General features: G+C 62.8%; 10 protein-coding genes, 2 pseudogenes and 1 other annotated feature. Of the genes and pseudogenes, 4 read left to right on the top strand and 8 right to left on the bottom strand.

The genetic code is table 11. From position 1 onward, the window contains the following. Positions 1-95: 95 nt before the first annotated feature. The 3 genes and pseudogenes from HOV91_RS07995 (at position 96) to HOV91_RS07985 (ending at position 3,612) form a co-directional block, all read left to right on the top strand. Positions 96-1,430, top strand: a complete 1,335-nt coding sequence (locus tag HOV91_RS07995; protein WP_043737848.1) for an NtaA/DmoA family FMN-dependent monooxygenase — start codon at positions 96-98, stop codon at positions 1,428-1,430. A 259-nt stretch (positions 1,431-1,689) separates the two neighbouring features. Next, positions 1,690-3,203, top strand: a pseudogene (locus HOV91_RS07990) (MFS transporter); the annotation flags it as partial. Positions 3,204-3,228: 25 nt separating this feature from the next. Further along, positions 3,229-3,612, top strand: coding sequence for a hypothetical protein (locus tag HOV91_RS07985; RefSeq protein WP_127516259.1), 384 nt, complete (start codon positions 3,229-3,231; stop codon positions 3,610-3,612). A gap of 29 nt (positions 3,613-3,641) precedes the next feature. Here HOV91_RS07985 and HOV91_RS07980 read toward each other — a convergent pair. The 4 genes and pseudogenes from HOV91_RS07980 to HOV91_RS07965 all read right to left on the bottom strand — a co-directional run bounded on the left by HOV91_RS07980 (position 3,642) and on the right by HOV91_RS07965 (position 7,837). Further along, a pseudogene (locus tag HOV91_RS07980) lies at positions 3,642-4,888 on the bottom strand (IS3 family transposase). Further along, positions 4,476-4,607, bottom strand: a sequence feature (AL1L pseudoknot). (Overlaps the previous pseudogene by 132 nt.) Before the next feature lie 167 nt (positions 4,889-5,055). Beyond that, positions 5,056-6,096 carry a BtrH N-terminal domain-containing protein gene (locus HOV91_RS07975; protein WP_054811360.1) on the bottom strand — a complete coding sequence of 347 codons (1,041 nt, stop codon included), beginning with the start codon at positions 6,094-6,096 and terminating at the stop codon, positions 5,056-5,058. After that, positions 6,090-7,268 carry a cytochrome P450 gene (locus tag HOV91_RS07970; protein ID WP_178128353.1) on the bottom strand — a complete coding sequence of 393 codons (1,179 nt, stop codon included), beginning with the start codon at positions 7,266-7,268 and terminating at the stop codon, positions 6,090-6,092. The genes HOV91_RS07975 and HOV91_RS07970 overlap by 7 nt, the downstream gene beginning before the upstream one ends. Positions 7,269-7,306: 38 nt before the next feature. Further along, the gene (locus HOV91_RS07965) at positions 7,307-7,837 is read right to left on the bottom strand and encodes a PaaI family thioesterase (protein WP_048833156.1); all 531 of its coding nucleotides are present in this window, start codon (positions 7,835-7,837) and stop codon (positions 7,307-7,309) included. 222 nt (positions 7,838-8,059) lie between these two features. Here HOV91_RS07965 and HOV91_RS39775 point away from each other — a divergent pair, with 222 nt between their 5' ends. Next, entirely contained in the window at positions 8,060-8,716 is a 657-nt protein-coding gene (locus HOV91_RS39775; protein ID WP_174184796.1) for a TetR/AcrR family transcriptional regulator, read from the top strand. Between the two features lie 476 nt (positions 8,717-9,192). On the opposite strand, the gene HOV91_RS07955 is transcribed toward HOV91_RS39775, so the two are convergent. The 4 genes from HOV91_RS07955 to HOV91_RS07940 form a co-directional block, all read right to left on the bottom strand. Beyond that, positions 9,193-9,936, bottom strand: coding sequence for a TetR/AcrR family transcriptional regulator (locus HOV91_RS07955; RefSeq protein ID WP_051016986.1), 744 nt, complete (start codon positions 9,934-9,936; stop codon positions 9,193-9,195). Positions 9,937-10,042: 106 nt separating this feature from the next. Beyond that, complete coding sequence (locus tag HOV91_RS07950) at positions 10,043-11,074, bottom strand: ferredoxin--NADP reductase (protein ID WP_014349817.1); 1,032 nt, start codon at positions 11,072-11,074, stop codon at positions 10,043-10,045. A gap of 45 nt (positions 11,075-11,119) precedes the next feature. After that, complete coding sequence (locus tag HOV91_RS07945) at positions 11,120-11,977, bottom strand: SDR family NAD(P)-dependent oxidoreductase (RefSeq protein WP_036542664.1); 858 nt, start codon at positions 11,975-11,977, stop codon at positions 11,120-11,122. Then, a complete protein-coding gene (locus HOV91_RS07940) occupies positions 11,974-13,572 on the bottom strand; it encodes a flavin-containing monooxygenase (protein WP_081597586.1) in 1,599 nt (532 codons plus the stop codon). The genes HOV91_RS07945 and HOV91_RS07940 overlap by 4 nt, the downstream gene beginning before the upstream one ends. Between the last annotated feature and the right edge of the window lie 14 nt (positions 13,573-13,586).

Here is a 13,586-nt window from a genome sequence, read left to right as displayed (position 1 = left end):
CACGCGGCACAACCATGTAAGCCACACCCGATTCCCCTGGGCCTCAGGGACTTTACGACCCGCCCCTACGACCTACTCAGAAAGGTAGGGCAACCATGACAAGCCGGCAGATGATCCTGGGCATGCAGTTCAGCGGCGGCTACGGGGCCGAGCCCGGGGCCTGGCGGCTGCCGGGTGCGAACCTGAACAGCTACACGGACATGGACCAGTTCGTCCGCTACGCGCAGGCCGCCGAACGCGGCAAGGTGCAACTGTTGTTCATTGCCGACACCCCGGTCCTGGATATGGACCTCACCCACCACGCACCGCGCCAGGCGATCGAGCCGCTGCTGCTGCTGACCGTCCTCGCGCGGGAGACCGAGCGGATCGGCCTGGTCACCACCGCCTCCACCACTTTCAACGAGCCCTACAACCTCGCCCGCCAGTTCAAGGCCTTGGATGTGATCAGCCACGGCCGAGCCGGCTGGAACGCGGTGACCACCTCCGATCCCGCTGCCGCGGCGAACTTCGGCAGCGAGGTCCCGCCGCGCGCGGAGAAGTACGAGCGCGCCCACGAGGTCATCCAGATCGTGCAGGCGTTGTGGGGCAGCTGGGAGAAGGACGCCTTGCTGCTCGACGTCGAGAACAAGCGTTACGCCGATATGGACAGGATCCGGCCGGTCAACCTGCGGGGCCGCCACGTCGCCTCCCGCGGCCCGCTGCCCATCCCCCCGTCCGAACAGGGTCAGCCGGTCATCTTCCAGGCGGGCGGCGGCGGTTACGGCCTCGAGATCGCGGGCCGCTACGCCAGTGGCGTGTACGCCAACCCGTACAGCATCGAGGATGCCCGGGCTCAGCGCCAGGCCCTGCGGGACGCCGCCGAGCGCGCCGGACGCGACCCGGACGAGGTGAAAATGCTCGCCGGCTTCATGCCGACCATCGCCGGCTCCCGCGCTGCCGCTCTGGAGCGACGACGCTTCCTGGACGAGGTCGTCGACCTGGACCAGCGCGTCCGTTATCTCGGGGCCATGATCGGCCTCCGGCTCGGCCCCGAACAACTCGACCAGCCGCTCACCGTGCAGCAGCTGGCCGCCGCGGTGCCCAGTCCGCGCGACCCGCGCTCCGGCCGCGCCCTGGAAGTGGCCCGGGAAGGCTGGACGCTGCGCGATGTCATCGCCCACGGTGTGATCGACTATCACCCCGTGGTCGCCGGTACCGCCACCGACGTGGCCGAGCACATGCAGGAGTGGTTCGAGGCCGGGGCCTGTGACGGCTTCTCGATCGCCCTCGACGCCTTCCACGACGGCTTCGACGCCTTCGTCGACCAGGTCGTCCCGATCCTGCAGGAACGTGGCCTGTTCCACGAGGACTACGAAGGATCCACCCTGCGCGAGAACCTCGGCGCCCACGCGCAATACGGCCTCGACCCGCGCCTCACCGAGCCGGCCTGAGCATGACCACCCCACCGGCGAGGCGGGCGCGGACGGCCCGTGGCCCCTCATCTACCCACGAGCGCTCCTTCGGTACGCACACCACGCGGGCCGCCTGACCACAGGACGCCACAGAACACATCTCCCGCGACCTTCATCGGGGCCGGCAGCAAGGAAACCAACCATGAAACGCTCATTCGCCCAATTTCCCGACGTCACTTCCGGCAGCGACCAGGCGCAGCACGGCGGACCATTCGCGCCGCCCCGGGAGGACCCCCGCATGGTTCACGCTCCGCTGGCCACCGACCATGGCACCTTCCGTAGTGACGAACCGCCCCAGGGCGCCGCCGCGGTGTCCACATCGGCCATATCGGCCTCCCCCGCCGCCACAACTCCCACAGCGAGCGGGCTCGTCCCCGTCCTCGCCTTCAGCGGCATCGTCGTCGCCGTCATGCAGACACTACTCGTCCCCGTCATCGCCGACCTCCCCCGACTGCTGGACACCACAACGTCCAACGCCGCCTGGGTGATCACCGCGACCCTGCTGTCCAGCGCCGTCGCCACTCCGGTCATGGGACGCCTCGGCGACCTCTACGGCAAGCGCCGCTTCGTCCTCGTCAGCCTCGCACTGATGGTGCTGGGGCTCGCTGATCTCCGGATTCACCTCCGACCTCGTGCCGATGGTCCTGGGCCGCGCCATACAGGGCTTCGCATTGGGCGCCATCCCGCTAGGCATCGGCATCATCCGGGACGAATTACCGCCCGAACGGCACGGATCGGCAATGGCGCCTGATAAGCAGCTCGCTCGGCGTCGGGGGCGCGCTCGCCATACCGCTGGCCGCGGTCGTCGCCCAGAACCTCGACTGGCACTGGCTGTTCTTCGGCGCCGCCACCCTCGGCGCGGCAGCCATGGCAACGATCTTCGCCGTCGTCCCCGAGAGCGCGCAGCGCGCCCCCGGCCGCTTCGACGTGATCGGCGCGCTCGGACTCGCCCTCGGCCTCGTCGCCCTGCTGCTGCCCATCTCCAAGGGCGCCGACTGGGGCTGGACAAGCACCACCACGCTCGGACTCTTCGCCGCCACCGTCGTGATCTTCGCGCTGTGGGTCCTCTTCGAACTGCGCACCGAGCACCCGCTGCTGAACCTGCGCACGGCGTCGCGCCGCCAGGTCCTCCTGACCAACCTGGCCGCGATCACCGCCGGCCTCGCGTTCTTCGCGGTGACACTCGTCCTGCCGCAACTACTGCAGCTTCCCGAGTCCACCGGGTACGGGTTGGGGATGTCCATGATCGTCACCGGCCTCTGCGCTGCCCATATGGGTCTCGCGATGATGATCGCCGCCCCGCTCGCCGCCCGGCTCTCGGCCGCGCGCGGGCCGAAGGTCACCCTGATGACAGGGCTCGCACTGCTCGCCGTCGCATATCTCGCGGGCACCATGCTGCTGGGTGCGGTGTGGCAGATCGTGATCGTCGCCGTCCTCGCGGGCAGCGGCGTCGGCACCGCCTACGCGGCAATGCCCGCCCTCATCCTCGGCGCCGTCGACCCGTCGGAATCGGGCGCGGCCAACGGACTGAACTCACTGATGCGCGCCATCGGCACGGCGATGTCCAGCGCCGTCGTCGGCGTGGTCCTCGCCGGCACGGCTCAACACGTAGAGAACACCGAGATACCCACGCTGGACGGCTTCCGCATCTCATTCCTGATCGCCGCGGGTGCAGCGCTCCTGAATCTCGTCCTGGCAGCACTTTCTCTCCCCCTGCCGCCGGCGAGGCCGGCAACCCATATCCCTCATAGTTCAGAGAAAGCAAGGTCTGTTCCTGATGCGCACCAAGAAGAAGTTTCTTATCGCGGCTGCGGCCGCCATCACAGTTGCGGCACTCGCCGGCAGTAACGTCGGATGCGCTGAAACGGCGGACGGTGCTGCCCGCAAGATCACCGGCACACTGCCCGACGGATCCACCTATCTGTTCGAGGTGCCGGCCAACTGGAACGGCACCGTGCTGCTCTTCTCCCATGGCTACAACCCCGGACCGTCGAACCCCGCCCAGAACGCCAACTCGGCCGAGGTGAGCAGCATACTGCTCGCTGACGGGTATGCCCTCGCCGGTGGGTCCTACCCCGGCCTCGGGTGGCAGACGCCCAACGCGCTGGGCGACCAGATCGCCACGTTCGACGAATTCGCCGCGCAGGTCGCGTCGCCTTGAACCGTCCTGGATGCGGTGGAGACCCTAGTTCAGGCCACCTCGGCCGAGATGGTCTGTTGATGGTAGAGGTGTTCGTATTCGACCGGTGGCCGGTATCCGATCGCGGAATGTAGCCGTTGGGTGTTGTACCAGTGCACCCATGATGCGGTTTCCCGTTCGAGCTCGGCCCGCCCCGAGAACGTGGTGTGCCGGTCGATCAACTCGGTTTTGTAGAGCCCGATCGCCGATTCCATGAGCGCGTTATCGAGCGCATCTCCCACGCTGCCTATGGATCCGGCGATTCCCGAATCCCGTAATGCCTCGGTGAAGGCCAGCGACGTATATTGCGACCCCGCATCGGAATGATGTATCAATCCTGTTGCGGTGAAACGGAAAGCGGTTCTACGGCGGGTGAACAACGCCTGTTCGAGCACCGAGATAACCAACGGTGTCGTCTTCGACGACATAACCCGCCAGCCCAAGATCCGTCGCGAATACACGTCCACGCAGAACGCGGTGTAACAGAACCCGGCCAGAGTCCAGCAGTAGGTGAAATCGGCAACCCGCCATTGATCTGGACGCATCGGCGTCGACCAGGCGCGCCCGATCAGGTCCGGATGCCGCGGCGTCGACGCGGGCCCGGGTTCGGTGGTTCTCGTGGTCCGTCACCCGCGCACAACCCCGTCTATCCCGGTCAGCCGCATCAGCCGCGCTACCTGGTCGCGGCCGATATTGTGACCGGCGCGGCGGGCGGTGTGCCAGAGTTTGCGCACCCCGTACAGGCCCCGATTCGCGCTCCACAGGTCGAACGACACGTTCGCGGTGTGAGCATCGGCCCAGGTGGCGTCGCTGATACCGCACTGTTTGGCGGCATAGTAGGTGGACGGGGCGATCTTGAGCCCGTGCTCGGTCAGCACGCGGCAGATCGGGTCAACCCCGAAGCAACCCTTGTGGTCGTCGATGTAGTCGACGATCACCGCAGTCGGCGGTCGACCTCCGCCGCCGCGAAAAACGCACTCGCTGTCCGCAAAAGCTCGTTCGCCCTGCGCAATTCGACTACTTCACGCCGCAGAGCCCTCAACTCCGCATACTCCGATTCCGCCGCGGCCGCCGGCCCGGTCTCGCCCTGCTCGGCGCGGGTGACCCAGTTCCGCAGAGTCGCCGGGTTGATATCCAGCAGCGCACCGACATGCCGGCGCGCACCGGCCATCGAGTCACCGTGCTCGCGGATCCGATCCTGATACATCCTCACCGCCCGAGCGCGGGTTTCCTCGTCGAACTTCCGTGGTGCCGCCATGGCTGACAGTCTCCCTTGCTAAATCAGGAGTCTCCAGCCAGTCCAGGACGGTTCACGTCGTCGGCCCGGTCCCGGGCCACCGCCTGGGGCTACCCCATCCCCCACAGGCGCACTTCACCACCGGTCTCGAAGCCGTAGCGGATGTACCTGTCTGCAGACAAGCTGGTTCAGAGTGAGTTGGCGGCGGCGGCGAGAAGATCTGCCAAGGTTTCCTCCAACTCTGGCAGCACGGCGGCATGCCGGGCTACCTGAACCGAGCGTCGCGATGGGGTTTCATCGGAGACGGCGATATGGGCGAGCCTCGTCCAAGACTGTGCGGCCAGCCGTGCTGCGCGTGCGGCCGCGTGAACCTTCGGATTGCGCGTGTAATCGGCGAGATCGACGCACCCTTGAGCGATGAGGCGTCGAAACAGACCGCCTCCGGTACCCGCTTTTTCGATGAAGGCAGCGAGTGACCTGAGCACAGCCTCGAGGTCTTCGTTTCCGAAGATGTCGGGCCAACGGGAGACGTCTTCAGCGAAGCGGCGAACGCCGTCGAGCCCGGTGCCGGAGACACCGTTCGAGGCCGGCGCGGCAATCGAACTGGGGCCCCCATGTTTCAGGGTTGCCGCCGATTGTTCGAGCGCTGCGGCAGCCATGGACGGGAGGTCAGGCACGTCGGACGGCCAATCGACTATGTACGTGGCGTGGCGTGTGGGTGTCGGGAACCCCGTGGAGGCTCGTGCCCGTGCCAATGCGTCATACGACACCGTCTGGATCTCATCGCGGTCGTTGTCGACGATATACGCGTCGCGAGCCTCGTCATCATAGCCGACGATAACGATGTCGTGGCGGCTCATGCGCAGTCGTACCCGCAGGTATGGGAGTTCAGCGATGTCGGCCCAGACCATGACGGGCCGTCCGGAGTCCAGTTCGGTCCTCACCCATTTCCAACCGAGGTCGGGATCCTCGGTCTGACGTAGTTCGGTCTTCGCACCGAGGCGCCTCAACAGGTCGACCTCCAAATCCCCACCACGCCCCACCAGGTAGATCGGAGGATTGATCGCATCGGCGCGCAGGTAAGCGAAATCGAGTGCGCCGCCGAGTGTGAACACGAGTCCTTCGCTCAGCTCGCCGTCCCAGCCAAGCCCGGCCCAGGACATAAGATCGCGCAACGCACCCGAACCACAATGGCCGCCCTTCAGGTGCGGGTAAGGCTGGATCAGCATCCGGTGACCACCTTCAGACTCGACAGCCCGCGAAAGGACAACCCCGTACGCCAGCGAGGTTGTTCGACGAGCCTAAGACCGGGAAAACGCGCCGTGAGGAGTGGGAACAGTACGGCTCCTTCGAGCCGCGCCAACGGCGCGCCAAGACAAAAGTGAATGCCGGCACCGAACGATAGCGGCGGGGTCCCGGTTCGGGTGATATCGAGGCTATCGGGGTCGCAGAATCGGTCCGGGTCTCGGTTGGCCGCCCCGAGCAAGGTCAATACAACCTGGCCAGGATCCAGGTCGACTCCTGCCACCCGTGTTGGCTCGAGCACCGTGCGCCCATTGGTCTGGACCGGCGAGTCGTAACGCAACAATTCTTCGACGGCGTTGCTCGCCAGATCGGGCCTGGCCCGCAATAGGTCCATTTGGCTGGGATGGGCGAGCAGTGCAGCAACGCCGTTACCGATGAGGTTTGTGGTGGTTTCGAACCCTGCCGCGAACAACAGTATCGCGGTGCCAACGCATTCGTCGTCGTCCAAGACGTCGTCGCCATGCGCCACGGCGAGACGGCTGAGCAGGTCGTCGTCCGGGTGGGCGCGTTTGGCCGCCAGGAGGTCTGTGAAGTACGTTGCGAGTTGGTCTTCCGCTTCACACGCGGCAGTCAGCGCCGCGGCGTCCGCGCTGGGCTCGAGCGAGGCGACCAGGGCGCGTACCAGAGGAGCGGCCACGGCTCGATCGGTCACTGGCACTCCAAGAAGATCGCCTATTACATTCACGGGCAGCGGGAGGGCGAGATCGCTGATGATATCGGCGGAACCCTGGTCCTCGATGACATCGATCAGATCACGGATCTGCGTGACAACGCGGCCTCGCAACTCGTCGATGTGCCGAGGGGTGAAAACGTCAGCGACCAGCCGACGCAGCCGGTGGTGGTCAGGCGGGTTGCGGAACAGCATGGTGCGCCGGAATCGATGCATAGCCTGACGTTGCAACTCTTCGGGAATCTCCGACAAGCCGAATCCCAGCGACTCGTCGGCCTTGCCGAGGCTACGGTTACGGAGCGCAGCTGCGCAGTCGTCGTAGCGACTCAGTACCAGGACCCCCGATCGCGTGACAAGCACGGGCTGAGTCTCGCGCAAGCGTCGGAACGCCTCGTAGGGGCCGGCTGAGCCGTGATCGGTCAGCAAGACGTCGAGGAGTAGTTCCCTCTCAGTTGGTCCAGCAGTCACGCCTGCCTCCGAGCCTTCGCCCGCGACTGCAGGAAGTGTTCGGCCTCGACCACGATGAACACGGCGGTTGCCGTAGTGACCGAGCGCCCTTCTAGATCCTCCATCCTGGCCGCGAGATTCAACTTACGGCCATGCCGCGACCGTACCTCGGCGTGCAGCGTGTAGGGGGTATCGAGCAGTACCGGGGCGAGATAATCCATGTCGAGATTCCGGGTCACGGCGAGTTCGCCGACCGTGTACAGCAAGAAGCCGAACAGGTCGTCGATGACGGTCGCCACCGCGCCACCGTGCGCGATCCCCGGCGCTCCGACATGACGCTGGTCGAAAAGATGGTGAGCAACGACGCCGCCCTCGCAACGCCGCACCGATAGGGAATGTCCGTGCGGGTTGGCCGGCCCACAACCAAGACAGTCGGGATGGTGCGGCGGCAACTCTGGCGATCCGGATTCCAGGAGCCGGAACGAGCGCACCCAGTCCTCCACGCCTGGGTCAGACAACCTACTGACCGCATCCGAAGCCTTGTCCATGGCCAGACCTCTCTGTCGACTAACGCGCGCCCAACATCAGACTCGAGCAGGACCGCGATACAACTACATTGGAGACAATCAGAACCATTTTGTCAACAATTGATCAGATCTCCGCTGCTTGTCGCACATAGCTCGCGATCAAGCAACGCGCGCGGACATGACGAAGTGTCCGGGAGTTTGTCCACTCATGAACAAAACCCACGTTCTGTTACCATCCGAGGGGTGGTGGAAGAATCGGTGAGGCTGTCGTTCAGGCGACACCTCCGCGAGGCAGCAATCCGCGCCGCCCGCGCCCTGACGGTCGAGAAGGGCTGGGAACGTGTACGATTCGGCGAGGTAGCCGGTCTGATCGGAGTATCACGCGCCACGCTGTATCGAGAGTTCGGCGACAAGCAAGGGCTTGGAGATGCACTCGTTCTGCACGAAGCGGAGCAATTCCTGACCGGGATCGAGGATTTGCTTGCTTCCAACCGCAGCGCGTTGCCTGAATCGATCCGAGCGATAGTTCGCTACACGCTCGACGAGGCTGCAGCCAGCCCCTTACTCAAAGCCGTCCTGACTACACCCGGTAGCGGCCCGCGCGATGAAACCGGCGTCCTCCCCCTGTTGACAACCTCTGCCTCCATGCTTCAACTCGCGTCCGAGCGACTGGTCACCGCGTTCCTCCACCACTACCCCACCATCGACGCCAATGACGTGGCCGACGCAGTCGATGCGCTCATTCGATTGACGATCAGCCATCTCGTACTACCGGCCAGCGACAGCGCCGAAACGGCACGCCGGATCTCCGAGATTGCCCTACGTTATCTCGGGGTGGGCTCTGCGGGTCTCAGACCAGATGCCTCAGCTGCATGCCACAACGCGGTACCGAGCCATTGAAGCAGCGGTACCCTCGTTTCCCTTGATTCCACAGCAGCTGGTTCAACGACAAGTAGGCGGCGACGCTCTCGAAACGTAGCTCGGACTCGGCCGGAGGAACGTCGAGCGCGAAGTGGTCGCCAGCGGTTGCGGGCGGTCTGAACCAAGTTCGCGTCGGATCCATCGATTCGGGTCCGCAGGTTCGCACGAAAGCAATCCCGAAACTATCAAATGACACATGAGCTGTCATGCACAAGCCGGGCAAGCCCAACCAGCTGCTGCGTTGGGTAGAGCAGCACCGACGACGCTGACGCACCGAGCAATCGATGCGGACCAGGCCGATCGGCGGTCGTCCCGCCCACCGGCGATGGCGCGACCACGGCATTGCTCACGGGTCTTTTGCCCCGCGGGGATGCAATCCGGCAGTGTCACCGCGCTATGGCAGATAAGCTCATCCCGCGTCGTCTTCGACCGGCGTTTGGCTCGAATTCGCTCAGCTAAGCCTCGATCAGTCCAATATTCTCAATCCGCAAAGTCGAATCCGGGTCTATCCGGATTCCACGAGCTCGCGCCGAGGAATCGATAATCCCCCAAATGATTGCGCTGAGATGCTCGACGAAAGCCTTTCTCGGCATAGCCGAGGTCGGATCGGATTGCGAGTTTATCCACCAATCCGTCGCGGAGAGGCTCGCCCCTACGATCGACTGCACCACCAAGTCTATGCCCGACGTGTCAGCCCCAGCGGTGTCCAAAACCGTGACGAAATGACCCGCAATGAAACCTGCCAGTTCACGTGCGTTCTCAAGAGCTGGATCCGATCCCGATGAATTGTCGCTAAAATGACTACGAACGAGAAACTGGAAGACGTTCTTGTGCTCGTCGACCAGCTGCGAGTATTGCTCGACGAGCTGATTCATCACACTTCGAATCGGATCGGATCCGAAATCAACGGTAGCAAGCACATTCGACCACATGAGTTCCTTCGCACGTTCGATAACAGCTGCACGAAGGCCCAGTTTGTCCTTGAAGTGGCGATACAGCTTGGGTTTTGTCGCACCCGCCTCCCGAGCGATGTCGTCCATGCTCGCGTCCGGACCGTACTTGCCGAAGGCACGGTACGCTGCGTCGACCAGTTCTGCTCGAACCAGGACCCGGTGCTCTTCCCATCGGCTCGAGCGTGCGTCAATTCGCCGAACCACCGAGCTACCGACCTCCCGAATCCGCTTTTGTGCGCCCGCCATCTGGCCGAGTATACGCTATCGGACAAGTGACCGATATCGCGGGCGGCGATTGCGCGCTGGATCGGGCGAGCATGAACGCCGTTACGGGGCCTGCGCGAACGCATGGTCAGTCGAATGTCACAGTCACCGAATTGGTGGCGGGTACCGACTGGCATGCCAGCCGATCACCTTCCTCGATATCATCATCATCGAGTACCTCGTTTACTCTCATCTCTATATCGCCGTCGATAACCTTGCACACACATGCACCGCATCCGCCTTCCCGGCAGGAATACGGAGGCGAGTACCCCTCGTTCAACAAGACCTCGACCAGGGTCAAATCTTTCGGCCATTCCAGCTCGGCGCGATCACCATCGAGATATACTACTAGACGGGCTTGTTCGTTCGTCATTGATTCCTTGACGTAGTTCTCCACGTCGAAGGGATCGGAGTGCAGAGATTGGAATACTTCTCGGTGTAGGTTCCGGTGCTGCACGCCGGCTTCGCGCGCCGCGTCTACCACCAAATCCATGAACGCCGCCGGCCCGCACAAGAAATACATCCGATTTCGGTACTCACGGCAGATTTCAAGGATTGCGCTTCGGTCCGGTAGCCCACGCTCGCTCTCCAGCCACTCGATGAGAGTCAGTCGCTCGGGAAACTGCTTGGCGAGGTAACGGAGGTCTTCACCGAAGATGACGCTCTCGGCATGCTGGTTGGCATAGAAGAGAACGAGATGGCCGCCACCTTCGAGCAGAGCCGACTTGACGATGGATAACACCGGGGTGATTCCGCTACCAGCTGCGAACAGAACCATGTCCGCATCCAGGTCTTTCGGTGTGAAGTGCCCGGTGGGCGGCAGAACGGTTACCTCAGCTCCAACCTTGATGTTGTCGCACAGCCAGTTAGATCCGTACCCGCCCTCCGTGCGTTTCACTGTGACAGCTAGCGAGTCGTCTGCATGCGGGGAACTCGAGAGCGAATAGCATCTGGCCACATATTCCCCGTCACCGGCTCCGGGAATACGCAACGTAAGAAACTGCCCGGGGTCGTAGGCAAATACGCCCAATTGCTGCTCGGGCACCTCGAACCAAATGGACACCGCATCCGCTGTTTCCTGCACTACACGGGAGACCGTGAGTTCACATGGCATGCTCATCTTCCAGGATATTCCTTCTCTATTATTCCGGCCCGTGGCCCAGATTCAACTGTCGCGCTTGACAAGGCCGTAACGACGGCCGATCGCATAGCCGACACGGGCCAGCGGAGCGTTCAGGTCCTGATACCTCGGCCCCACCGCGCGGGCGACGAAATCGAAACCCAGGGCATCGGGTCCGATAAGGACTCGAGGTTTGTTCCGTCGCACGCCCTTCAAGATCGTTTCGGCGGCGCCTTCCGGAGTGGTGAGCGCTATACGATCGAAACCGGCGACAATCTTCTCCTGATCACCCATCGCGCCGACACCTCGAGCTCCGCGCACAATATTTGTGCGAACACCACCCGGATGCACGCATGTTACACCCACCGGTAGCCGGTTAATTCGCATCTCCTGGCGCAACGCCTCGGTAAAGCCTCGGACGGCGAATTTGGAAGCATTATATGCGCTCTGACTGGGAATGGCCATCAGTCCGAAGACACTCGACACGTTGACAACATGGCCGTCGCCCGAGTCGATCAGATCCGGAAGAAATAGTTTCGTGCCGTTCACGACTCCCCAGAAATTGATCGACATCAACCATTCGAAGTCGATCCATTGCATATCCAGTATGTCGGCGCCGAGTGCGACCCCGGCATTGTTGATTACCATACTGACCGAACCGAAGTCGCTGAGGACCTGACGACGATATTCCGTGAATGCGCTACGATCGGCCACATCGAGCTGATAGTGCTGGCATTCGACACCCAGCGCGGTACACATGGAGGCGGTTTCGCGGGCCCGTTCGCCGTCGATGTCGGCAATGGCCAGCCGCGCGCCCTCGCCGGCGAGTCGAATTGCAACTGCACGGCCGATTCCGGAACCTGCCCCGGTTACCGAGACGACTCGGTCGCTGAACTCTCTCATCGCGGCAAGCTACCCTTCTTGATCGAATTCGGAAGGAGGTCGCCGCTTCGATCACCTGTCGACTCGCCGACCAACGCGAAATCAGAGTCCGCGACATTGCGGGTACGCCGCCAATACTGCCAGGTGAAACCTGGCCAGACCGTCCGATTGACACCCTGTGCATCGAGGTACCAACTGGTGCACCCCCCGCTGCTCCAGACCCCGTTCACCAATTTCCGCTGGATGTCCGAGTTGAATTCCCGCTGAACGGGTTCACGCACCTCGAGCGCAGCTGCGCCACGTTGCTTCGCGAGCCGAATCGCGCCGATGATGTACCTGATCTGGCATTCGATCATGAATACCACCGAGTTGTGACCGAGCCCGGTGTTGGGGCCGAGCAGGAAGAACAAGTTCGGGAAACCTGCGGTGGTGATGCCGAGATGGGTTTGAATCCCTTCGTCCGACCATACGGAGGAGAGTTCACGACCGGACGCACCCTTGAGCCGGAGGTGGTCGAACCCGTCGGTTACGTGGAAACCGGTGGCATAGATGATCACGTCGACCGGACGCTTGTCACCGGACTGGGATATGATGGCGTCCTCGGTGATCTCGGCGATCCCGTCGGTGATGACGGATGTAGTGGGCCGATTCAGCGCTGGGTAGTAGTCACTGGAACCGAGGATTCTTTTGCACCCGATGCGATACGTGGGGGTGAGCTTCTTGCGCAGCGCGGGATCATCAATTCCCCGCGCTATGTTCCACTTTGCGACACTCTCGAGCGGACGCATGAAATTGATATGTCCGTTCAGTCCTATCGACAGTGACTCCGCTGACCAGTAGATGGCAGTCCGGAGGGCTTTGGCGAGGATCGGCGCCCTCGTGAGCAGGGCTTGGATCGCCTTCGGGACCTTGACGTTCCTACGGGGCAGTACCCACGCCGGCGTCCGCTGGTATAGATGCAGTTCATCGGCTACCTTGGCAATTTCCGGAACGAATTGGATTGCGCTCGCACCCGTCCCGATAACAGCGACCTTCTTGCCATCCAGTGTGCAGTCATGATCCCACTGCGCCGAGTGAAATGCTGCACCAGCGAACTTCTTCTGCCCCTTGATCTGGGGGATATTCGGTATATGGAGTGCGCCTACGCCTGAAACCAGGAATCGGGCAACGTACTCGTTGCCGTCGGAGGTCGTAACATGCCACGCGGAATCACCAGGATCCCAGTATCCGGATTGCAAGGCCCGCCCGAAATGCGTGCGGCTATAGAGATCGTACTTGCGTGCGAGACTCAGGAGATACTGCTGAATTTCATCCTGTCCTGCCCACAAGTGACTCCAATCCGGCTTGGGCTCGAAAGAGTACGAGTACATGTGAGAAGGGACGTCGCAGGCACAGCCCGGATATGTATTGTCGCGCCAGGTTCCGCCGATTTCGGAATCCTTCTCGATTATCAAGAAGTCATTCATTCCCGATTTCAGCAGTTGAATCGCCATTCCCATGCCGGAGAATCCGCTCCCGACGATGAGGACCTCTGTTGTGTGCACCCTCTCGCTCGCTGCACGACCTCCCGAACCATTGGTCTTTCCCGTGTATTTGGCAGAACGGTTATTACTCATCGATTTCCTCTGGA

This window comes from Nocardia barduliensis (assembly GCF_013315795.1).
Taxonomy (GTDB): Bacteria; Actinomycetota; Actinomycetes; order Mycobacteriales; family Mycobacteriaceae; genus Nocardia; species Nocardia barduliensis.
This window is presented reverse-complemented; position numbering and strand designations above follow the sequence as displayed.

What these genes read in the sequence shown, in the direction of transcription:
- HOV91_RS07995 (WP_043737848.1), top strand. Translation starts at nt 96, where the DNA reads ATGACAAGCCGGCAGATGATCCTGGGCATGCAGTTCAGCGGCGGCTAC.
- HOV91_RS07985 (WP_127516259.1), top strand. Translation starts at nt 3,229, where the DNA reads ATGCGCACCAAGAAGAAGTTTCTTATCGCGGCTGCGGCCGCCATCACA.
- HOV91_RS07975 (WP_054811360.1), bottom strand. Translation starts at nt 6,096, where the DNA reads ATGCTGATCCAGCCTTACCCGCACCTGAAGGGCGGCCATTGTGGTTCG.
- HOV91_RS07965 (WP_048833156.1), bottom strand. Translation starts at nt 7,837, where the DNA reads ATGGACAAGGCTTCGGATGCGGTCAGTAGGTTGTCTGACCCAGGCGTG.
- HOV91_RS07955 (WP_051016986.1), bottom strand. Translation starts at nt 9,936, where the DNA reads ATGGCGGGCGCACAAAAGCGGATTCGGGAGGTCGGTAGCTCGGTGGTT.
- HOV91_RS07950 (WP_014349817.1), bottom strand. Translation starts at nt 11,074, where the DNA reads ATGAGCATGCCATGTGAACTCACGGTCTCCCGTGTAGTGCAGGAAACA.
- HOV91_RS07945 (WP_036542664.1), bottom strand. Translation starts at nt 11,977, where the DNA reads ATGAGAGAGTTCAGCGACCGAGTCGTCTCGGTAACCGGGGCAGGTTCC.
- HOV91_RS07940 (WP_081597586.1), bottom strand. Translation starts at nt 13,572, where the DNA reads ATGAGTAATAACCGTTCTGCCAAATACACGGGAAAGACCAATGGTTCG.